Origin of the sequence: Microbacterium sp. 77mftsu3.1 (assembly GCF_900100525.1) — a bacterium.
GTDB classification, from domain to species: Bacteria; Actinomycetota; Actinomycetes; order Actinomycetales; family Microbacteriaceae; genus Microbacterium; species Microbacterium aquilitoris.
Genome location: NZ_FNCR01000005.1, coordinates 1 through 20,709, shown reverse-complemented (window position 1 = coordinate 20,709; position 20,709 = coordinate 1). Strand labels below are relative to the sequence as shown.

Sequence of the window (20,709 nt, the reverse complement as noted above, 5' to 3'; positions counted from 1 at the left end):
ACGGTCCTCGGATGCCACGATGAGGGCGTGCCCCGCTCATTCCGAACCCTTTCTAAGCTCCGCCCCGGCGACCGCGTCGCCGTGCTCTCGCCGTCGTTCGCGGCCCCCGGCTTCGCCCCCGCGGTGCACGAGCAGGCGCTCCGCCGCATCCGCGAAGAACTCGGGCTCGAGCCGGTCGAGTATCCGACGACGCGGATGCTGGGGGCCGACCCGCGCGCCCGTGCCACCGACGTCGAGGCGGCGCTCGCGGCATCCGACGTCCGTGCCGTCTTCGCGAGCATCGGCGGGGAGGACCAGATCACGGTCGTGCCACATGTCGACCTCGCGGGTGCGCTCGCCGACCCGAAGCCGTTCGTCGGGTACAGCGACAACACGCACCTGCTGAACGCCCTCTGGCAGGCGGGCGTGCCCGGCTTCTACGGCGGGTCGACGCAGGTGCACATCGGCGCGGGGCCGGGGCTCGACGGCATCCATCTGCAGTCGCTGCGCGCCGCGCTGTTCGACGGCGGCGAGCTCGAGCTGACCGAACCGGGCGAATCCGAGGACACCGGTGTGGACTGGCTCGATCCACGGGCGCTGACCTCGTACGGCGACCGCGTCCCGACCGAGCCGTGGACGTGGTCCGGGCCGGCGCGGGTCGTCGAGGGCCGCACGTGGGGCGGGTGCCTCGACGTGCTCGACGAGATCGGCCTGGCGGGACGGATGCCGGAGCTCGAGGACCTCCGCGGTGGCATCCTCCTGCTGGAGACGAGTGAGGAACTGCCCTCGCCCCGCCTCGTCGCGCGCTGGGTCCGCGCACTGGGCGAGCGCGGCGTGCTCGGCGTCGTCGCGGGCGTCGTCGTCGCGCGGCCGCCGGTCAGCTCATTCGGCGACGAACCGGATGCCGAGACCCGCCGCGCGCGCCGTGAGGCGCAGCGCGAGGTGGTCACCGGGCTCGTCGCCCGCTACAACCCCGATGCCGTCGTCTGCGTCGGCGTGCCCTTCGGGCACACGCGTCCGCAGTGGATCGTGCCGTACGGCGGGACGATGCGTCTCGACGGCGTCGAGCGGCGCGTGTTCGCGTCGTACGACTGACCGGGCGGGCTCAGCCGGAGGCGACCGCGAAAAGGCCCGCGACCCCCACCGCGTAGAGCACGAGGACCGTCAGCGAATCGACGCCCATCCCCAGCACCCGCCGCGAAGGACGGAAGATGAGCCCGACCACGTAGACCAGGGTCAGCAGGGCAGCGAGCGCGGTGAGGTAGATGTCCGTCGCGCCCGCGCGCGGCAGGACGGCCTGGCCCGAGATGACGGTCGCGACGAGGAAGAGCACCGGGAGGAACGCGTTGCCCCCGAAGATGTCGCTCATCGCGAGGTTGTCGTCGCCCTGCCGGATCGCCTGCAGGCCCGTGGAGATCTCGGGGAGCGAGGTCGCGAGGGCGAGGAACGTGGCGCCGAACAGGACGCCCGAGAGCCCGATGTCCTCGGCGATGGCGTCGCCGGCGCGCTCGAGGACCACACCGGCGCCGAGCGTCGCCGCGGCGGCGACCAGGAAGATCGTGACGACCAGCCATGTCGGCCGGCTCTTGTGGGGGTGCTGCGGCTTCGAGCGGCGGTGTCCGGGGGTGTGCGGCGACGCATCGTCGACGGTTCCGCTGTCGCTCCAGGGCAGGTGGCGACCGGCGCGCTGCACGAGCAACAGGCCCGCGATCCAGAGCGCGGTGATGAGGACGACGTCCGGCGTGAGGCGCAGGGCGACGAGTCCTTCCGGCAGCTGGCTGCCGGCCACGACGGCCACGAGCACGGCCACCACGACGAGCCCTTCGAGGACCAGCACGAGGGATGCCGCGCGGTAGGTCAACGGCTTCACCCCGCGGCCCCGGCGGCCGAACGCGTCGAGCACGACGAGGACGACGGTCTGCAGCGCGATGCCACCGAGGATGTTACCGACCGCCACCCCGAGGTTGCCCGCCGCGGCGGCGCTGACCGTGATGGCGATCTCGGGCAGGTTCGTCGCGACGGCGAGGATGATCAGCCCGCCGAAGGCGCTGCCGATGTGCCAGCGCGCGTCGAGCACGTCGGTGGTCTTCGAGAGTTGGATGCCGGCGACCCAGACGACGGCGGCGGCTGCGACGAAGACGACGACGACCTGCCAGAACGGGAGCGAGTTCACCGCACCAGTGCACACCCGGAGGCGGCCGTCCGCATAGCGGTTGACGGCGCCGGCAGAGCGTCTCCTATGAGGACGGGTCGACGACCAGCGCGTACTCGGTACCCGACCGCGTGCGTTCGACGAGGTCGTGGTCGACGAGGTGCCGCCGGAGGGCGGCGACGTCGTCGGTGAGGGCTTCGAGCCGCTCGTTGATCCCACGCTCGTCCAGGACCTCGCCGGGGGCGAGGATGCGGGCGGCGAGGAGGATCAGCAGTTCGCGGCGTTCGTCCGGATTCGACGGATACCCGATCAGACGTCCGTCGGGTGAGAGGTAGCGCGCGATACCCGTCGGCCTCGGCGCGGGAGGCGCGGCGGCCAGGACGCGGGCGAACGCCCCGCCGTCCGCCCGCAGGTCATCCGTGAGCAGCCCGGCGCGCTGCAGCGTCTCGACCACGTGGCGCCGACGCGACGGCGACAGGCCCTCGAGGGCGTCGTCCGCAGTGGCCCCGAGTGTCAGCCGGGCGAACGCCTCGCGAACGCGGTCGTTCGCGAGCGCGGCCACGAGCGGACGCCACTGGTCATCGCCCGATCGGTCCATGCCAGCACGCTATCGCGCGGCGGGCAGCCTCAGCATCGCGACCGGCCGCGCCCCCGGCACGCCCTCGATCGGGCTGAGCTCCTCGAACCCGAGGCGTCGGTAGAGGCGACGGTTGTCGGGAGTGGAGGATTCGAGGTACGCGCTCTGACGTGTGGTGTCGAGCGTGTCGAGCTGCGCCGACAGCAGCGCCCCGCCCACGCCCCTGCCGCGCGCCGCGGCGCTCACCCCGATCTCGGCGAGGTACCAGTGCGGGGCGCGCGGCCGGTGGCGCGCGAGGCGAGAGAGCAGGGACAGGGCCCGCGGCATCCCGAGCCAGCCGAGCGCCCGCGCGAAGCGGGGGAGCTCCGACGCCTGGCGTGCGAGCGCCCCCCGCTCGGCGTGCGGCCCCTCCCACGCGGCGACGCCGAGGATCGTGCCGTCCGCATCGCGCGCGAGGTCGACCGTGCCCGTCGCGTACGGCCCACTGGCGAGCAGGCCGTGGAACAGATCGGTGAGCCGTTCGTGCCGACGCCGCGTGCCCGGCACGACGGCCGCCATGACGGGGTCCTGCGCGAACGCTTCGGCGAGGATCGCGGCGGCGGGAGCGAGGTCGGTGGCGCGGGCGGGGGTCACGCTGATCATGAGATCTCCTCAATTGGTCCGAGTGGATAAAACTAGTATGGATGCCACCACGCGCCGCACGCTCGGAGATCACTGTGAACGACCCGTCACCTCGCCGGACCTATCTCGACGTCGACGATCGCCGACGCCAGCTGCTCGACGCCGCGGTCGAGGTGATGGTGCACGACGGGGTCGCCGCGCTGTCGCTCCGCAGCGTCGCGCAGCGAGCGGGCGTAGCCCACCGCGTCGTGAGCTACGCCTTTGGGTCGAAGGCCGATCTCGTGACCGCCCTGCTCGAGCGGGAGTCCGGGCTGCTGACGCGCCGGCTGTGGGCTGAGCCGCTCGCACCGCTCCCCCTCGGCGATGCCGTCGCTGCGGCGCTCCACACCTTCGTCGCCGAGCTGCGGCGCGAGCGCGTACGTCACGAACGCCTCGCCGAGCTCACCGCGATGGCTCGCTCATCCGAGGCGCTCGCCGGTGCCGCGCGCGCCGAGACCGAGGCTGTCCGCGGGGAGATCGAGCGGCTCGTCGAGGCGTGGATCGCGTCCCGGGGCGGTGTGCTCACCGCGCCGACGGCGACGCTCGTGGCCGTCGTGCATGCGGCGGCCGAGGGACTCGCCGCGTGGTGGCTCGCGACCGGAGACGACGACCACGTCGACGATGTCATCCGGGTGTTCGCCGCGGGGCTCGCCGCATTCGAACGCGCGTAGCGGACGCACAGCAGACGCATCGAAAAACCGCCCTACGCTGGCGGGACACCGAGGAGGACACACGACGATGACTTCGACACCGCCGGCATCCGATCTGCAGGAACGCCCCTGGCTGGCCGCTTACGCGCCCGGCGTCCCCGCAGACATCGACCCCGTCGACGAGACGCTCGTCGACCTGCTCGACCACTCGGTCGCGCGCTACGGGTCGAAGGTCGCGACCGAGTTCTTCGGCGCCGAAACCACCTACGCCGAACTCGGCGAGCAGGTCTCGCGCGCGGCGAACGCCCTGCGCAAGCTCGGCGTCAGCGCCGGCGACCGCGTCGCGCTCGTCCTCCCGAACTGCCCGCAGCACATCGTCGCGTTCTACGCCGCTCTGCGCATCGGCGCGATCGTCGTCGAGCACAACCCGACCTACACGGCCCGTGAGCTGCGGCACCAGTTCGAGGTGCACGAGGCCGTCGTCGCGATCGTCTGGGACAAGATCGCCGACATGGTCGCCGAGTTCCCGAGCGACATCGCGCCCGCCGCGATCGTCGCCGTCGACATGACCGACGCCCTGCCCTGGGCATCGCGCACCGCCCTGCGCCTGCCCGTCCCCGCCCTCCGCGAGCGACGCGAGGCGCTGACCTCGAAGCCGACCGCGCGGGGGATCATCCGGTGGTCGCAGTTCACGAACGCCCGCCGGCTGCCCCGCAAGTACGCGCGGCCCGTCCTCGACGACACCGCGCTCCTGCAGCTCACGAGCGGGACGACCGGGATGCCGAAGGCCGCCGTCCTCTCGCACCGGAACCTCCGCTCGAACGCGGAGCAGGGGCGCGCGTGGGTGCCGGGGCTGACCGAGGGCGAAGAGACGTTCTACGCCGTCCTCCCGATGTTCCACGCCTACGGGCTGACCCTCTGCCTCACCTTCGCGGTGTCGATCGGGGCACGGATCGTGCTGTTCCCCAAGTTCGACGTCGACCTCGTCGTGGGCGCGTTGAAGAAGTCGCCGCCGACGTTCCTGCCGGGCGTTCCGCCGATCTACGACGCGCTGTCGCGGGCCAGCACCCGCAAGGGCGTCGACCTCTCGACGATCCGCTTCGCGATCTCGGGTGCCATGAGCCTCCCGGTCCCCACCGTGACCCGGTGGGAGGAGGTCACGGGCGGCCTGCTCGTCGAGGGCTACGGCATGACCGAGACCTCGCCGGTCGCCCTCGGCAACCCGATCGGCCCGACGCGCCGCCCGGGCACCGTCGGCGTGCCGTTCCCCAGCACGGACATCCGGGTGGTCGACCCCGACGACCCGAACGTCGACCGTCCCGCCGGTGAGGCGGGCGAGCTCCTCATCCGCGGGCCGCAGGTGTTCCAGGGCTACTGGCGCCGCCCCGAGGAGACCGCCGCGGTCCTCCTCGACGGCGGATGGCTGCGCACCGGCGACATCGTCACCGTCTCGGAGGACGGCTTCGTCACCGTCGTCGACCGCGTCAAGGAGCTCATCATCACGGGCGGGTTCAACGTCAGCCCGAGCGAGGTCGAGCAGGTCCTGACCCTGCACCCCGACGTCGAGTCCGCCGCGGTCGTGGGCGTCCCACGGGCCACCGGCGGCGAGGACGTGGTCGCGGCCGTCGTCATGAAGCCGGGGACGGCGTTCGAGGCATCCGCCCTCAAGGACTTCGCCCGCTCGCACCTCGCCGCCTACAAGGTGCCCCGCAAGGTCGTGCAACTCGACGATCTGCCGCGCTCGCAGATCGGCAAGGTGCTGCGCCGACAGGTGCGGGAGCAGCTGACCGCGGGCTGATCTGTCAAGGGTCGTCGCGCCGGGCGGTGTCGACTGGCAGGGTGGATGCCGCACCCCACCCCGTCGAAGGAGACTCATGTCGCAGCGCACACTCGGACCGTTCACCGTCTCGGCCATCGGACTCGGCGCGATGCCGGTGTCGATGAACGGCAACGGCCTGCCCTCGCACGACGACGCCGTCGCGACGGTGCGCGCGGCGCTCGACGCGGGCGTGACGCTCATCGACACAGCCGACATCTACGCCCCCAGCTGGGACGAGATGGGCCACAACGAGCGGATCGTCGCCGACGCGCTCGCCGGCTGGGACGGCGACCGGTCGTCGATCGTCGTCGCCACGAAGGGCGGCATCACCCGGACGGCCGAGAAGGACTTCGGTCGCGACGGATCGCTCGGCTACCTCCGCAGCGCCGTCCAGAAGTCGCTGAAGAACCTGCAGGTCGAGGTGATCGACCTGTACCAGTACCACCGCCCCGACCGTTGGATGGTCTACGGCGAGGTCATGCAGAACCTCAAGACGCTGCAGGACGAGGGACTCGTCCGCACGGTCGGCATCTCGAACGCCAGCGTCGAGGAGATCCAGATCGCACAGGAGGTCCTCGGTGAGGGGAACCTCACGAGCGTGCAGAACGAGTTCTCCCCGCGGCATCCCGGCAGCTACGGCGAACTCCGGTACTGCGTCGAGAACGGCATCGCCTTCCTGCCGTGGAGCCCGCTCGGCGGCATCGGCGGCGCCGGCTCGATCGGGGAGCGGTTCACGGTGATCGCCGAGATCGGCCAGGCGCACGGCGTGAGCCCACAGCAGGTCGTGCTCGCCTGGGAGCTGTCGCTCGGCGAGACCGTCATCCCCATCCCCGGGGCGAGCCGCCCGGCATCCATCACCGACTCGTTCCAGGCGCGCAACCTCGAGCTGTCGGCCGACGAGCTCGCCCGCTGCTCGACCGCCGTCGGCATCGAGGTCTGAGGGGCGTTCGGCCCTGGGGCTCGGTCGCCGTGCCCGATGCAGGTTCAGCGTGCGAAACGGCGGCCGTGGCGGCCCCAAACTACCTCTGGACCTGCACTCGGCCCGTCAGCCGGCCTTGAGTAGGTGCTCTCGCTCGAGGATCTCGAGCGAGAGCACCTTGTAGCCCTCGCTGTCGAAGAACACCCGCATCCGGTCGTCGTCGATCGAGACGACGGTGCCCGGGCCCCATTCGCGGTGCGACACCTTCTCGTCGATCTCGAACCCCGCGTCTGAAGCGGATGCCGGCTCCCGAACGACGTCGGCTGCTCCCGCCGCGCAGGTGTCGCAGTTGCCGCACGGCTCGTCGAGGTCTTGCCCGAAATAGCCGAGCAGCACCTGGCGCCGGCAGCGCCGCGTCTCGGCGTACTCGCGCATCGTCTCGATGCGGGAGCGCTCGATCCGCTCGCGCTCCTCGACTCGCTCGAGTGCCGCCTTCACGGCGGCACGCTCGTCGAGGTTCCGCCGCAGCGACACCCCGGACTTCGACGCGCGGGCCGACCCGGTGTCGATCAGCAGCGTGAGCAATCCCGTGACGCGGCGCGGTGAGAGTCCGGATTCGGTCGCGAGAGCGGACTTCAGGCGCGCCCGCGTCGACATCGCCCGCATGAGGGTGCGAAGCTCGGCGGCATCCGGATTCTTCGTCGCGAAGTAGCGCCGCAGCGCGAGGTCCTCGGCACGGTAGTGCAGCGTGCCGTGGGCCTCCTCGCCGTCGCGGCCGGCGCGCCCGAGCTCCTGGAAGTAGGCGTCGATCGATTCGGGCACGTCGGCGTGGATGACGAAGCGCACGTTCTCCTTGTCGATGCCCATGCCGAACGCGCTCGTCGCGACGACGACGTCGAGCTCGTCGCAGAGGAACTGCCGGTGCACCTCCGCCCGCTCCTTCGACGGGAGACCGGCGTGGTACGCCCGGGCCCGCTTGCCGCGCTCGGTCAGGTCGTCGGCGTACTGCTCCGCCGAGCGCCGCGTCGATGTGTAGAGGAGCCCCGGGACGGGAAGCGAGGCGACCTCGTCGACCACGGCGGCGCGCTTCTCGCGGTCGTCGCCGTGCCGTCGGACGCCGAGGCGGATCGACGGTCGGTCGACGTCGCCGATGTGGATGGAGGGGTCGTCGAGTCCGAGGCGGGCCGCGATCTCCTCGCGGACGGGGGTGGATGCCGTCGCGGTCAGCGCGAGGATCGGTGGCCGCCCGAGGCGCTCGGCGACCTCGCCGAGACCGAGGTAATCGGGACGGAAGTCGTGCCCCCACGAGGCGATGCAGTGCGCCTCGTCGACGGCGAGGAGCGCGATGTCGAGGGTGGCGAGCTCGGCGACGACCTCGTCGCCTGCCAGTTGCTCGGGTGCGAGGAGCACGTAGGTCGCCTCGCCCTCGCGCAGGCGGCGCCACGCCTCGGCGCGGGCCTTCTCGCCCCGCCCGGAGTTGAGGGCCACGGCCTTCGGCGCATCGGGGGCGTGCGCGAGACCGGCGAGCTGGTCCTCCTGCAACGCGATGAGCGGAGACACGACGACGGTGACGCCGGGCCGCAGCGCTGCGGTCACCTGGTAGACGGCGGACTTGCCCGATCCGGTCGCCCAGACGACCAACACGTCGCGCCCGCCGGCAGCCGCTTCGATCGCGTCGAGCTGCGCCGGGCGCAGGTGCGTCAGTCCGAACCGCTCGGCGGCGACGCGCTCGACCTCGGCGCGATCGGGAGCGGACGATGCAGAGGTGGAGCGGCGTGGCATCCCTCCACGGTCGTCGACGCCGCAACGTCCGAGGACACCCTTGACACCGGATGCCTCGAGCACCAAGCCTGGCAGGATCCCGCCGCTCCCTGACCGCCGCACAGGAGAGTCGCGTGCCAGGCTCGGAACGTGCAGATCCCGCCGCGACACCTCACCCTCGACCGCGCTGCGCTCGTCGTCATCGACGTGCAGCGCGGCTTCGACGACTCCGCGCACTGGGGCGAGCGCGACAACCCCGAGTGCGAGGCGAACATCGCCACACTGCTCGAGCGGTGGCGTGAGCGCGGCTGGCCGGTCGTGTTCGTCCGGCACGACTCGACGTCGCCGGTGTCGCCGCTTCGACCCGGCCAGCCGGGCAACGACCTCAAGCCGGAGGTCACCGGCATCCCGGATCTGCTCGTCACGAAGAGCGTGAACTCGTCGTTCCACGGGACGCCCGACCTCGACGCGTGGCTGCGCGCGAACGGGATCGAGCAGATCGTCGTCACGGGCATCTCGACGAACCACTGTTGCGAGACGACGGCCCGCGTGGGTGGCAACCTCGGCTACGACGTGTACTTCGCCCTCGACGCCACCCACTCGTTCGACCGGACGGCGCCCGACGGCACCGTCGTCACCGCAGCGACGCTCGCGGCGATCACGGCGACGAACCTCGACGGGGAGTTCGCCACCGTCTGCTCGAGCGCCGACCTGCTCCGCTGAACCGACCCTGTCGCCGCGACGGGGTCCGCGGTTAGCGTGGAGGGATGCCGCAGAACCCCTTCGCCTCGCTCGAGGACTACATCGCCCTGCCCCGCATCGACGCCGTCGCGCTCTCGCCCGACGGCACCCGCGCCGTCCTCACGGTCGCGACCCTGAACAAGGACAAGACCGGATACGACCGGGCGCTGTGGGAGGTCCCGGCGACCGGTGGCGGCACGCCCCGCCGGCTGACCCGCTCGGCGAAGGGCGAGCAGGGCGCCGCGTTCACCGCGGACGGCGACCTGCTGTTCGTGAGCGCCCGTCCCGATGCGGAGGGCGATGGTGAGGACGAGGCCGCGCAGCTCTGGCTCCTCCCCGCGAACGGCGGCGATGCGCGCGCGATCACGCGCCTGGCCGGGGGAGTGTCGGGCATCGCGGCCGTCGCGGATGCGGCATCCGTCGCTGTCCTCGCCGCCGACCTGCTGCCGTCGGCGGACTCGCTCGAGGCCGACGCGAAGCTGCGGGCCGAGCGGAAGAAGCGCAAGCTCTCCGCGATCCTGCACACGACCTACCCGGTCCGCTACTGGGACCACGACCTCGGACCCGCCGAGCCGCACCTGCTCTCGCTCGACCTCGACGCGCTCGCCGAGACGATCGGATCGCTCGCCGCTTCGGACACGGCGGAGGACGAACCGGATGCCACGACCCCCTACCCCGCGTCGCTTCCGCGCCCGCGTGACCTGACGCCCGCCCCCGGCCGCACGGCGGACACCGCCGGGACGGCGCTCACCCCCGACGGCCGCACGCTCATCGCCGCGATGCGCTTCCCGCAGGGCCGCGCCGAGCGGTTCGCGATCGTCTCGATCGACGTCGCGTCGGGCGCGCACACGACCCTGTTCGAGGAGCGGTCGACGTACTTCGAGTCGCCGGCCGTCAGCCACGACGGACGGTCGATCGCCTACGGGCGGGCGGCGTTCTCGGACCCGACCGGCCCCGCCGATCAGGAGCTCTGGATCGCCGGCATCGACGGCTCGGAGCCGCGCCGGATCGCGGAGGGCTGGGACCGCTGGCCGACGAGCATCGCGTTCGCGCACGACGACACCGCGCTCATCGTGACCGCCGACCAGGACGGGCGCGGCCCCGTCTTCCGCCTGCCGCTCGACGGCGGCGCTCCCGTGCAGCTCACGACCGACGACCACGCGTACTCGAACGTGTCCGTCGACCGCGCGACGGGCGCGCTCGTGGCGCTCCGCTCGTCGTGGATGGTGCCGCCGCATCCGGTCCGCATCGACCCCGACGGCACCGTGACCGCGCTCGTGACGCCGGCTGCGCTGCCGACGCCCGCCGGCACGATGACCGAGGTCGAGACGACCGCCGAGGACGGCGCCCGGGTGCGCGGCTGGCTGCTCCTGCCCGAGGGGGCGGATGCGGCATCCCCCGCACCTCTCCTGCTCTGGATCCACGGCGGGCCGCTGAACAGCTGGAACGCCTGGAGCTGGCGCTGGAGCCCGCAGCTCGCGCTCGCCCGCGGGTACGCCGTGCTGCTGCCCGACCCGGCGCTGTCGACCGGGTACGGCCTCGAGTTCATCGCCCGGGGCTGGAACAGCTGGGGCGAGAAGCCGTACACCGACCTCATGTCGATCACCGACGAGGTCGCCGCCCGCGCGGACATCGACGAGACGAAGACCGCCGCGATGGGCGGCTCGTTCGGCGGGTACATGGCGAACTGGGTCGCCGGTCACACCGACCGCTTCCGCGCCATCGTGACCCACGCGAGCCTGTGGGCCCTCGACCAGTTCGCCGGGACGACCGACGCTTCGTCGTACTGGCAGGAGATCTTCACGCCGGAGGCGATGGCCCTGAACTCACCGCACCGCTACGTGAAGGACATCTCCACACCGCTGCTCGTGATCCACGGCGACCGGGACTACCGCGTGCCGATCGGCGAGAGCCTGCGCCTCTGGTCGGAGCTCAACGAGTACTTCGGCGAAGACGACGGGTCGACCGTGCACCGGTTCCTGTACTTCCCCGATGAGAACCATTGGGTGCTGAAGCCGCAGCACGCCGTCGTCTGGTACGAGACGGTGTTCGGCTTCCTCGGCGAGCACGTGCACGGCACGCCCGCGCCGAAGGTCGCCGGGCTCGGCTGAGGCGAGCCCGGCTGACCTGCGTCAGTGCGCGGCGACCTTCGCGCGTCCGAGCGAGGGCACGAGGACCGGCGTCGCGGTCTTGTACGCCTCGTAGTCGGCGTCGCCTCCCCAGCGCTTGTCGGCCTTCTTCTCGAGAAGCGGGATGCCGCTCACCCGGGTCAGCAGCAGGATCACGAACACGGGCGAGAGCAGGCCGATCCACTGCCAGCCCTCGAAGACCGGTGCGGCGACGGTCGCGACGCCGACCCACGCGAGGATCTCGCCGAAGTAGTTGGGGTGGCGGGAGCGCGACCACAGCCCGGTCCGGATGAAGCGGCCCTTGTTGGCGGGGTCCGCCTTGAACGCGTTCTTCTGCAGGTCGGCGACGACCTCGATGAGCATGCCGACGATCCAGATCACGATGCCGATGCCGGCGAACACGTCGAACGAGACGCGGTCCGCGGGCTCGGTCGCCATCGCGATCCACGCCGCGGCGGCCGTGATGCTGACCCAGAGGCCCTGCATGATCCAGACGCGCAGGAACGACAGCGGGTGGACCTTGATGTCGTCGAAGCGGTCGTCGCTGCCGGAGCGGTGGATGCGGATGAAGAGGAACGAGCCGAGGCGGGCCGCCCAGATGATCACCATCGCCGCCAGGGCGAGCGAGCGGGCGTCGGGCGACGGCGACAGGAGGGTGACGCCGAGCGTGACCAGAATGAACGTCGCGCTGCCGGTGGCGTCGAAGAAGCGCTCGGTGCGAGCGATCGCCGACGGGATGTAGACGAGCACCTGCACGGCGAACGCGGCGGCGACGGCGAGGGCGAAGACCGGGATGCCGCCGACGGTCGCGCCTCCCTGGCTGCCCGCGAGCGCGACGAGCGCGCCGATGACGAGCCCGACGACGACGGTGATGACGGCGGAACGGTTCTGCGAAGACATGGTGGCCTTTCGAGGCGGGGGAAGGTCAGCTGTAGAGGGCGGCGACGACGTCGGAGCCGCGCTCGAGGAGGACGCGGCGCTTGATCTTGAGCGTCGGCGTGATGATGGTGGTGTCGGCGAGGTCGGCGGCGATGACCGTGAAGCGGCGCACCTGCTCGCTGCGTGAGACGAGCGCGTTCGCGGCGTCGATGCTCCGCTGGATCCGCGCCCGCAGGCCTTCGTCGGGGATCTCGCGCAGTTGGCCGGCGGCGGGCGCATCGCCCTGGCGGGCGGCCTCGTCGGGATCGAGGACGATGAGCGCGGTGAGGTACGACCGTCCCTCGCCGACCATGACGGCGTGCGAGACGAGCGGGTCCGCTTCGACGGCGAACTCCCACGGGGCGGGGACGACGGTCTTGCCGGTCGAGGTGACGATGACGTCCTTGACCCGGCCGTCGATGATGAGCCGGCCTTCGGCGTCGAAGCGGCCGAGGTCGCCGGTGCGGAAGAACCCGTCGACGAAGGCGTTGGCGTCGTGCGCAGGGTCGCGGTAGCCGCGGAAGACGCCGATCCCCTTCGCGAGGATCTCGCCGTCGTCGCCGATCCGGACGGTCGAGCCGGGGAGGGGTCGACCGACCGTGCCTGCACGGATGTCGCCGGGCAGGTTGCCGGTGAGCGGCGCGGTCGTCTCGGTGAGGCCGTAGCCCTCGATGACGGGAACCCCGATGCCGCGGAAGAACAGCGACACCTCGGGGTCGAGCCGCGCACCGCCCGAGAGGATGTAGTCGACCCGTCCGCCCATCACGGCGCGCAGGCGTCGGAAGAACAGCGTCTCGAACAGGCGCTGACGAACGGATGCCGGTGCCCGCCCGTCCGTGCGCTGCTCGGCCGCGCGTCCGCCCGAGACGGCGGTCGCGACAGCGGCGCGCCACACGCGGCCGAGGTGCGCGGCATCTGCCTTCTGCGCGGCGGCTGCCTGAATGCGCTCCAGAACGCGGGGGACGACGACGAGGAACGTCGGCCGGAGGACCGACAGCGTCTCGACGACCGTGCTCGGGTCGCTCAGATGCGCGATGCGCATGCCGTTCGCGAGGCAGATGAGCTGCAGTCCGCGCGCGAGGACGTGCGCGAGCGGAAGGAAGATGATCGTGTTGCCCTGCTCGTGGACGACCTCGCCGTAGGCCGCGGCGATGTTGAGCACCTGGCCGAGGAAGTTCCGGTGCGTGAGCACGGCGCCCTTGGGCTCGCCGGTCGTGCCGGAGGTGTAGACGATCGTCGCGGGTGAATCGAGGTCGGCCGCCGTGCGGTGGCGCTCGAGGTCGGCATCCGTCACGTCGTCGGCCCGCGAGCGCAGGTCGTCGAGGGTCCGGATGCCGCCGGCCACCCGGTCGGCCGGGTCCATCGCGTAGGCGCCCAGGCGTCCCGCGCCGGTTTCGGCGAAGGCGTCGGCGAGGCGGCGGGTCTGGGCTTCGGTTCCGCCGACGCCCAGCACGACGCCGGCGTCGGCGACGATGCCGGCGACCTGGACGGGCGACGACGTCTCGTACACGGGCACGACGACGGCACCTGCGAACCAGGCGGCGAGGTCGGTGACGGCCCATTCGTAGCGGGTGGAGGCCATGATCGCGAGAGCGTCGCCGGGGGCGACACCCGCGGCGACGAAGCCCTTCGCGAGCCGGCGGACCTCGCCGAGGAACCGGACGGTGGATACCTGCCGCCACGAGCCGTCGCCGGTGGCGACGTCGAACGCGGCGTGGTGGGGAGCCTTCTCGGCACGCTGGACGAGGAGGTCCGTGACGTTGCGATGCCCGTCCACAGGCGCGAGAAGGGGAGTGTGTATCTGCGGCACACAGATGATTCGGAGCCCGAACCGAATCGGATGCCGCTATCTTCTGCGCGAGCGCGAGAGGGTCAGCGCAGGCGCAGGACCGCGTCCCACAGGGCGTCGGCGACGACGCGCTTGGTCCCCGCAGCCTGCGATGCGACCTCGTCGGTGGCGTCGACGAAGAGCACGCTGTTCTCGGCCGTCTCGAAGCCCTCCTGCCAGCCGACGCGGTTCACGGCGAGCAGATCGACGCCCTTGCGCGCGCGTTTGCGGATGCCCCGTTCGCGCAGCTCCGCCTCGTCGGCAGCCGTCTCGGCCGCGAACCCCACGATCGTCTGACCCGGACGACGCGCCTGGACGAGTCCGATGAGCACGTCGGGGTTCTCGACGAGATCGAGGGTGACGGTGCCGTCCTCCTTGCGGATCTTGACGTCCGAGACCTCGGGGACCGAGAAGTCGGCGACCGCGGCGGCCATGACGACGACGTCGGCCTCGGCGCTCGCGGCGCGCATCGCGGCATCCATCTCGACAGCGGTCAAGGCACGTTCGACGGCGATCCGCGGGTGGTGGATGGCCCTGTCGAGCACGCCCTCGTCGACGTGCGCCGCGACGAGGTGGACGTACGCGCCGCGGTCGGCGGCGGCGAGGGCGACGGCCACCCCCTGCTTTCCGCTGGACCGGTTGCCGAGGAAGCGGACGGGGTCGATGGGCTCGCGCGTGCCGCCGGTCGACACCGCGACGCGCAGATCGGCTAGATCGGATGCCGGGGCTCCGGCGGCAGCGAGGGCCGCCGCGACGATCTCGTCGGGCTCGACCATGCGCCCGGGTCCGCTGTCGCCGCCGGTCAGCGGTCCGTCGGCGGGGCCGACGATGTGCACGCCACGCGAGCGGAGGGTCGCGATGTTGGCCTGCGTCGCGGCGTGGTCCCACATGGCGGTGTGCATGGCGGGTGCGACGACGACGGGCGCGGTCGTGGCGAGGAGGGTGACGCCGAGGAGGTTGTCGGAGATGCCGGCGGCCATCTTGGCGAGCGTGTTCGCGGTCGCCGGCGCGACGATCACGAGATCGGCCTGCGTGCCGAGGGCGACGTGGCGGACCTCGGCGACGTCGTCGTGCACGCTCGTCGTGACAGGATGGCGGCTGATCGCCTCCCACGTGGCGGTCCCGACGAAGCGCAGCGAGTCCTCGGTGGGAACAACGTGCACCTCGTGCCCGTTCGTCACCAGTGCGCGGACCACCTGCACCGTTTTGTACGCGGCGATGCCGCCCGAGACGCCCACGACGACGAACATGGTCCGATCCTCCCACGGGGTCGGACGCGAAAGGCCACCACGATGTGCACCGTGATCGTCCACGTTCCCGAGGACGCCACGGCGGCGATCCGCGTGCTGGCCGTCCGCGACGAGGATCCCGCCCGTGCGTGGGATCCGCTCGGGCCGTGGTGGCCCGACCTTCCCGGGGTGATCGGCGTGCGCGACACCCGCGCGGGCGGCGCGTGGCTGGCGGCGGACCCGTCGGCATCCCGCCTCGCCGTCGTGCTCAACCGGGCCGACCTCATCGACGACTCGCTCGCGACCGGCTCCCGCGGGCACATCGTGCTCGACGCGGCCGCCGGACGCGGGCTGTCCGCGGCGCCGCCGACGCACGGCTTCAACCTGCTGACGGTCACGCCGGGTCGCGCCCGCGTCTCGATGTGGGACGGCGAGTCGGTACGCGCAGTCGATCTCGCACCGGGCGTCCACATGATCGCGCACGACGACGTCGACGACCCGAAGACGGCGCGCATCGTCGCCTGGCACGACGCGTTCGCGGCGCCGTCGGGCGACGACTGGATCGCGGAATGGCTCGGCGCGCTCGAACGCACCACGGCACTGGAACCGACCGACGACCGCGCCATCATCCGCGACAACCGTCCCCACGGCTACCCGACGCTGTCACTCCTCGTCTGCGCGGGATCGGTCTCCGCGAGCGGAGCCGAGGTCGTCTACGGCGAGTTCGACGAGCCCGGGGCGTGGAACAGCCTGCAGCTGCGCTGAGCGCGTCGGATGCCGGTGATACCGTCGCGACCATGGTGGAACCGGCATCCGACCCGATCTTCTTCGCCTCGGCGGCGGAGTTCGGCGACTGGCTCGAAGCCCACCACGAGACGGCTGTCGAGGTGTGGACGGTCTTCTACCGGAAGGGCGATCCGCGGTTGGGTCTGACGTGGGCCGACGCGGTTCCCGAGGCGCTGCGTTTCGGCTGGATCGACTCCGTCAGCCGCGGCATCGGCGACGGCGCCCGCGTCCAGCGCTGGACGCCGCGGAAGTCCCGGTCGATCTGGAGCGCCGTCAACATCGCGCACATCGAGCGGCTGCAGGCCGAGGGGCGGATGCACCCCGCGGGAATCGCCGCCTTCGAGCGACGGACCCCCGACCTGTCGGGCGTCTACTCGCACGAGCAGCGGAACGAGCTCACGCCCGAGCAGGCGGCATCCCTCGCCGCGAGCCCGGCCGCCCAAGCGTTCTGGGATGCCGCCACGCCCTCGTATCGCAGGACCGTGGCGCACTGGGTGCAGAGCGCGAAGCGCGAGCAGACCCGCATCGACCGGCTCGCGACGCTCGTCGAGGACTGCGCGGCGGGCAGGCTCGTGCCGTTCCAGCGGTACGGCGAACCGCCGGCGTGGCTGGCCCGCGCCGCCGCGGCGGCCTCAGCTGCGCAGGGTCGCTGAAGCGGCGTCCTCCATGACGAGCGCCGCGTTGAGACCGGCGCCGGCCATCGAGCCCTGGCCCATCGAGAGCGGCACGTTGCCGAACGGGCTCACGACGTTGCCGGCGGCGAACACGCGCGGATGACTCGTCGCCCCGCGCATGTCGACGCGGAGTCCTTCGCCGGGCTCGGTGGATACGGCGAGGTCGAGGTTCGCCGCATAGTCCAGGTGCAGGCGCGGCGTCGGCGCGGTGAACAGCGCGTCGATCGGGTGCGCCGCGCCGTCCGCCGTGAGAGCTGCGGTCACCACGTCGTCGTCGGTCCGGAGCTCCGTGACCGGGCTGTCGACGAGGCGGATGCCGCGCCCCGCCAGGCGTGCGGCGACCGTGTCGTCGACGTCGCCGAGACCCGCGGTGAACGCGGTCACGTCATCGCTCCACTGCCGGACGAGCTCGATCTGGTGCAGGCTCGCGGGCGAGGTGGCGAGCACGCCGAGGCGGCGCCCGGCGACCTCGTAACCGTGGCAGTACGGGCAGTGGATCACGCCGCGGCCCCACTGCTCCCGCAGGCCCGGGACGTCGGGGAGGTCGTCGACGACGCCGGTGGTGAGGACCGCGCCGCGCGCGGCGAGGATGCCGCCGTCGTGCGCCACGGTGAGGTGGTCGCCGGCGTCGTCGATTGAGGTCACGGTCGTCTCGAGGAACTCGACCCCGTACGCCTCCGCCTCGGCCCTGCCGATGCGCAGGAGCTCGGCGGGGGAGCGCCCGTCGTGTCCGAGTACGCCGTGCATGTGCGCGGCGAAGCGGTTGCGGGGAGCGCCGGCGTCGATCACGAGCACGCGGCGGCGCGCGCGCCCGAGCATCTGCGCGGCACTGAGTCCGGCGGTGCCGCCGCCCACGATGACGGCGTCGTAAAGGGTGTCTGTCATGACGCCACGCTCTCGCGAGGAGGGCCGATGCGGCAACTTCCTTTGCAGAAGTGGCAAACTCGACCCATGACGACGGATCTGACCCGGATGGGGCCGCGCCTGCGTGCGGCGCGGCAGCAGCGCGGCTGGACGCTGGCCGACCTCGCGCAGAAGGCGGGGATGTCGATCAGCACGCTGTCCCGGCTCGAGGCGGGGCGACGACAGGCATCCCTCGAGCTGCTGCTCCCGCTGGTATCGGTCCTCGACCTGCGGCTCGACGACCTCGTGCGCGGGGAGCCCGTCGACCCGCGGGTGCGCCGCGCGACCGAGCGTCGGCACGGCATGGTCGTCGCGCCGCTGACCCTCGAGCATTCGCCGGTGCAGACCTACAAGATCCGGTACGCCGCGGCATCCGCCGCTCCGGCGCCGAAGGTGCACGACGGGGTCGAGTGGTTCTACGTGCTGAGCGGCACGATCCGGCTCCTGCTCGACGGGGAGGAGCATCGGATCGGGGCGGGGGAAGCGGCCGAGTTCGACACGGGCCTGCCGCACAGCATCAGCGCCACCGAGGACGGTTTCGCCGAGGTGGTGAGCATCTTCAGCGCGTCGGGCGAGCGGATCCACGTGCACGGCTCGTGACAGTGTCGGCGGCCGGTCGTACGGTGTCGACATGAGAACCGACGAACTGTTTCTCGAAGCGGATGCCGCGTTGCGCTCCGTCATCGATCGCATCGATCCGGCCGACCTGTCGAAGCCGGCCCCGAAGGAGTGGACGTCCACTCCCGATCCCACCTTCCGAGACATCGTCTTCGCGCACGCGTACGACGAGGCCTGGGTCCCCGACGTGCTCGCCGGGAAGTCTCCCGCCGACGGTGACGAGTTCCGGAACGCCGACCTCCTCGGCGACGATCCGATCGAGTCATACGACCGTCTGAACGACACCGCGACGGCCGCGGTGCGGGAGGGTGTCGCGCCCGGGACGACGTTCCGGTTCCAGTACGGCGACTACTCCGTCGAGGAGGGGTTCGCCCACCTGGCGACGTATCGCGCGTTCCAGGCGTGGCTGATCGCGAAACATCTCGGCATCCCGTTCCGCATGTCTCCCGAGCTCATCGCCGGGCTGAACGAGAACGTCGTCCCGCACGCCGACGAGTGGCGGCAGTTCGGGGTGTTCCCGCCGGCGATCGATCCGCCCGCGGATGCCGACGACGAGACGCGCCTGCTCTGCACCCTGGGCTTCTGGGTGTCGTGACGGTCAGCGCTCGTGGATCGCGAGGACGTTGCCCGCGGGGTCGCGGAACCACGCGATCGTCGGCCCGTTGCCGCGCATGATGCCCTTCGAGTCGGTGGGCATGTCGTCGTAGATCGCGGTCTCCACCCCCTTGGCGTTGAGGTCGTCGACGGCGGCCTCGACGTCGTCGACGGGGAAGTTCAGGATCGTAAACCCTGCAGGCTCGTGGTGCGGTTTCCCGTAGACGAGCACCGTGCCGCCTGACGCGAGGTTCAGGTGGAGGAATCCGCTGTCGAGCGTCGACACGTCGAGGCCGAGGATGTCGGCGTAGAAGGCTTGCGCCGCATCGAGGTCGTCGACCGCGAACCCGCTGTACGCGCCGTCGTTCTGGAACATGGCCGTCTCCTTCATCCGGGGATGCGACCAGGGTGCCGCTCGCGGCGGGGCTTGTCCAGGGGGAGGGTGTCGTGCCTGTGTGTTCGGGCGGGGATCTGCGCTCCCGCGGAGGCTCCGTGCCTCGAACGTCCGCGCGAACGCAGATCTCCGCTCGATGGCAGGGGGGCGCAGGGTCAGGAGCCCGGCGCGGGCTCCGAGGGCGACGAGTAGACCGGGACGGATGCCGGTCGCTCCGACGCGACGGCGAGGAGTGCCACGATCCCGAGTCCCAGTGTGCGGACGAGGAATCCGATCACGCCGAGCGCCGACGAGAGCCCGACGAACTGGACGGCCGTGGCCTGGTCGGCACTCGCGACGACCACCAGGCTGAGCGCGTCGCACGCGACCGAGACGGCGAGGGCGATCGCCGGCGCCCACCGCCAGGCGCGCGGCGCGACGGACGCGCGGCCGATCTGCACGACGGCGGCGAGGCTCAGGGCGAGCGGAACGAAGGTGGATACCTCCCACGGGATGAGCGGGATGGGGTTCATGGGGTCCTGGAACAGGCCGACGATCCGCAACGCCAGGGGCCAGAGGGCGACGAGCGCGAGAGTGATCGTCCCGAGGGGGCGACGAGCGACCACGCTGTCGCGGGGTGACGTGCCGATCGCGAAAATGAGAACCGCAGCCGCCCAGAGCAGGTCGACGGAGAATGCCAGGACGTCGGTCAGCGAAGAGCCCAGCGTGGCACTGAGCAGGATGCCGGCCACCCCGCACGCGATCAGTCCGGCGCCGCCGATGGTCCAGGTGAGTCTGCGTCCGCGCATGCCTGCACGCTATCGGGTGAGGTCGGCGCGCGGTGGTCAGGCCGGGCCGGGGCGGGCTGCGGGCGAAGCTCGCCCGTCGCAACGTGCCGTGGGATGCGGTCGGTTGTGACAGGGGAAGGGGTGGATGCGGGGTCGGGCCGGTGTCGGAACCGATGTCGGAACCCCCTTCTAGTCTCGAATTATGTCCAGTCCTTCCCCGTATGTCGATGGGGTCTCCGAGGGGATTCCGACGACCCTGGACTGGGTTGTGTTGAGCGCGGACATGGCGACCATCCACGCGGCGCAGCGGTATGCGTGCATCGTCGAGTTGTGGGATGACGCGATCCGCGCGGCGACCCGGGATGAGGGTGCGTCGGTGCTGGTGGAACGGTCGGTGCGCCTCGAAGTCGCGTCGGCGTTGCGGATCAGTGAGCACGCCGCGGGACGTCTCATGGGGGTCGGGCGGGCGTTGGTGAAGCGGTACCCGGCGGTGTGGGAGTCGATGAGCCACGCGGATATCACCGACACCCACGCGACGATCATCGTCGACGGGCTCGATGAAGTCGACGTCGTGCGCGACGAGCTGGTGTCCGAAGTGCTCGCACTCGCGG

At 71.7% G+C, this 20,709-nt stretch carries 21 protein-coding genes; 11 read left to right on the top strand and 10 right to left on the bottom strand.

Translation table 11 applies throughout. The annotated features are described in order from the left end of the window. Positions 1–27 precede the first annotated feature (27 nt). A complete protein-coding gene (locus BLR68_RS13005; RefSeq protein WP_018185498.1) occupies positions 28–1,074 on the top strand; it encodes an LD-carboxypeptidase in 1,047 nt (348 codons plus the stop codon). A 10-nt stretch (positions 1,075–1,084) separates the two neighbouring features. On the opposite strand, the gene BLR68_RS13000 is transcribed toward BLR68_RS13005, so the two are convergent. The 3 genes from BLR68_RS13000 to BLR68_RS12990 form a co-directional block, all read right to left on the bottom strand. Next, positions 1,085–2,152: a sodium:calcium antiporter gene (locus tag BLR68_RS13000; protein ID WP_018185497.1), complete on the bottom strand. Its 1,068-nt coding sequence runs from the start codon at positions 2,150–2,152 to the stop codon at positions 1,085–1,087. Positions 2,153–2,216: 64 nt separating this feature from the next. After that, complete coding sequence (locus BLR68_RS12995) at positions 2,217–2,729, bottom strand: DUF2087 domain-containing protein (protein WP_018185496.1); 513 nt, start codon at positions 2,727–2,729, stop codon at positions 2,217–2,219. 9 nt (positions 2,730–2,738) lie between these two features. Continuing rightward, the gene (locus BLR68_RS12990) at positions 2,739–3,350 is read right to left on the bottom strand and encodes a GNAT family N-acetyltransferase (protein ID WP_018185495.1); all 612 of its coding nucleotides are present in this window, start codon (positions 3,348–3,350) and stop codon (positions 2,739–2,741) included. Between the two features lie 41 nt (positions 3,351–3,391). On the opposite strand from BLR68_RS12990, the gene BLR68_RS12985 reads away from it, so the two are divergent. The 3 genes from BLR68_RS12985 (at position 3,392) to BLR68_RS12975 (ending at position 6,777) form a co-directional block, all read left to right on the top strand. Further along, positions 3,392–4,039 carry a TetR/AcrR family transcriptional regulator gene (locus BLR68_RS12985; protein ID WP_256335396.1) on the top strand — a complete coding sequence of 216 codons (648 nt, stop codon included), beginning with the start codon at positions 3,392–3,394 and terminating at the stop codon, positions 4,037–4,039. 67 nt (positions 4,040–4,106) lie between these two features. Beyond that, positions 4,107–5,816, top strand: coding sequence for a long-chain-fatty-acid--CoA ligase (locus BLR68_RS12980; protein ID WP_018185493.1), 1,710 nt, complete (start codon positions 4,107–4,109; stop codon positions 5,814–5,816). Positions 5,817–5,892: 76 nt separating this feature from the next. Beyond that, positions 5,893–6,777 (top strand): aldo/keto reductase, encoded by an 885-nt coding sequence (locus BLR68_RS12975; RefSeq protein ID WP_018185492.1) that lies wholly within the window; start codon positions 5,893–5,895, stop codon positions 6,775–6,777. Positions 6,778–6,882: 105 nt separating this feature from the next. Here BLR68_RS12975 and BLR68_RS12970 read toward each other — a convergent pair whose 3' ends face one another. After that, positions 6,883–8,601 (bottom strand): RecQ family ATP-dependent DNA helicase, encoded by a 1,719-nt coding sequence (locus BLR68_RS12970; protein ID WP_018185491.1) that lies wholly within the window; start codon positions 8,599–8,601, stop codon positions 6,883–6,885. 66 nt (positions 8,602–8,667) lie between these two features. Here BLR68_RS12970 and BLR68_RS12965 point away from each other — a divergent pair, with 66 nt between their 5' ends. Next, positions 8,668–9,240 (top strand): cysteine hydrolase family protein, encoded by a 573-nt coding sequence (locus BLR68_RS12965; RefSeq protein ID WP_018185490.1) that lies wholly within the window; start codon positions 8,668–8,670, stop codon positions 9,238–9,240. Between the two features lie 44 nt (positions 9,241–9,284). Continuing rightward, the gene (locus tag BLR68_RS12960) at positions 9,285–11,369 is read left to right on the top strand and encodes a S9 family peptidase (protein ID WP_018185489.1); all 2,085 of its coding nucleotides are present in this window, start codon (positions 9,285–9,287) and stop codon (positions 11,367–11,369) included. 21 nt (positions 11,370–11,390) lie between these two features. Here the strand turns inward: BLR68_RS12960 and BLR68_RS12955 are convergent, their stop codons facing one another. The 3 genes from BLR68_RS12955 to coaBC all read right to left on the bottom strand — a co-directional run bounded on the left by BLR68_RS12955 (position 11,391) and on the right by coaBC (position 15,383). Next, complete coding sequence (locus BLR68_RS12955; protein WP_018185488.1) at positions 11,391–12,287, bottom strand: DUF1295 domain-containing protein; 897 nt, start codon at positions 12,285–12,287, stop codon at positions 11,391–11,393. 25 nt (positions 12,288–12,312) lie between these two features. Next, a complete protein-coding gene (locus BLR68_RS12950; RefSeq protein WP_026302748.1) occupies positions 12,313–14,115 on the bottom strand; it encodes an AMP-dependent synthetase/ligase in 1,803 nt (600 codons plus the stop codon). A gap of 62 nt (positions 14,116–14,177) precedes the next feature. Continuing rightward, positions 14,178–15,383 (bottom strand): bifunctional phosphopantothenoylcysteine decarboxylase/phosphopantothenate--cysteine ligase CoaBC, encoded by a 1,206-nt coding sequence (gene coaBC / locus BLR68_RS12945; RefSeq protein ID WP_018185486.1) that lies wholly within the window; start codon positions 15,381–15,383, stop codon positions 14,178–14,180. A 42-nt stretch (positions 15,384–15,425) separates the two neighbouring features. On the opposite strand from coaBC, the gene BLR68_RS12940 reads away from it, so the two are divergent. Then, complete coding sequence (locus BLR68_RS12940) at positions 15,426–16,127, top strand: NRDE family protein (RefSeq protein WP_026302747.1); 702 nt, start codon at positions 15,426–15,428, stop codon at positions 16,125–16,127. Beyond that, positions 16,103–16,801: a YdeI/OmpD-associated family protein gene (locus BLR68_RS12935; RefSeq protein ID WP_256335394.1), complete on the top strand. Its 699-nt coding sequence runs from the start codon at positions 16,103–16,105 to the stop codon at positions 16,799–16,801. Before BLR68_RS12940 ends, BLR68_RS12935 begins: the two co-directional genes overlap by 25 nt. On the opposite strand, the gene BLR68_RS12930 is transcribed toward BLR68_RS12935, so the two are convergent. Continuing rightward, positions 16,781–17,707: an NAD(P)/FAD-dependent oxidoreductase gene (locus BLR68_RS12930; RefSeq protein WP_018185483.1), complete on the bottom strand. Its 927-nt coding sequence runs from the start codon at positions 17,705–17,707 to the stop codon at positions 16,781–16,783. The genes BLR68_RS12935 and BLR68_RS12930 overlap by 21 nt on opposite strands. A 66-nt stretch (positions 17,708–17,773) precedes the next feature. Between BLR68_RS12930 and BLR68_RS12925 the strand changes: the two genes are divergently transcribed. Together BLR68_RS12925 and BLR68_RS12920 are read left to right on the top strand one after the other, a co-directional pair. After that, entirely contained in the window at positions 17,774–18,325 is a 552-nt protein-coding gene (locus BLR68_RS12925; RefSeq protein WP_018185482.1) for a helix-turn-helix domain-containing protein, read from the top strand. A 31-nt stretch (positions 18,326–18,356) separates the two neighbouring features. Next, positions 18,357–18,938 (top strand): DinB family protein, encoded by a 582-nt coding sequence (locus tag BLR68_RS12920; RefSeq protein ID WP_018185481.1) that lies wholly within the window; start codon positions 18,357–18,359, stop codon positions 18,936–18,938. A 3-nt stretch (positions 18,939–18,941) separates the two neighbouring features. Here the strand turns inward: BLR68_RS12920 and BLR68_RS12915 are convergent, their stop codons facing one another. Both BLR68_RS12915 and BLR68_RS12910 read right to left on the bottom strand, forming a co-directional pair. Next, positions 18,942–19,313 (bottom strand): VOC family protein, encoded by a 372-nt coding sequence (locus tag BLR68_RS12915; RefSeq protein WP_018185480.1) that lies wholly within the window; start codon positions 19,311–19,313, stop codon positions 18,942–18,944. Positions 19,314–19,486: 173 nt separating this feature from the next. Then, entirely contained in the window at positions 19,487–20,119 is a 633-nt protein-coding gene (locus BLR68_RS12910) for a hypothetical protein (RefSeq protein ID WP_018185479.1), read from the bottom strand. Positions 20,120–20,381: 262 nt separating this feature from the next. Here BLR68_RS12910 and BLR68_RS12905 point away from each other — a divergent pair. After that, positions 20,382–20,709 (top strand): DUF222 domain-containing protein (locus BLR68_RS12905; protein ID WP_143015762.1); only part of this gene is annotated, 328 nt, incomplete at its 3' end.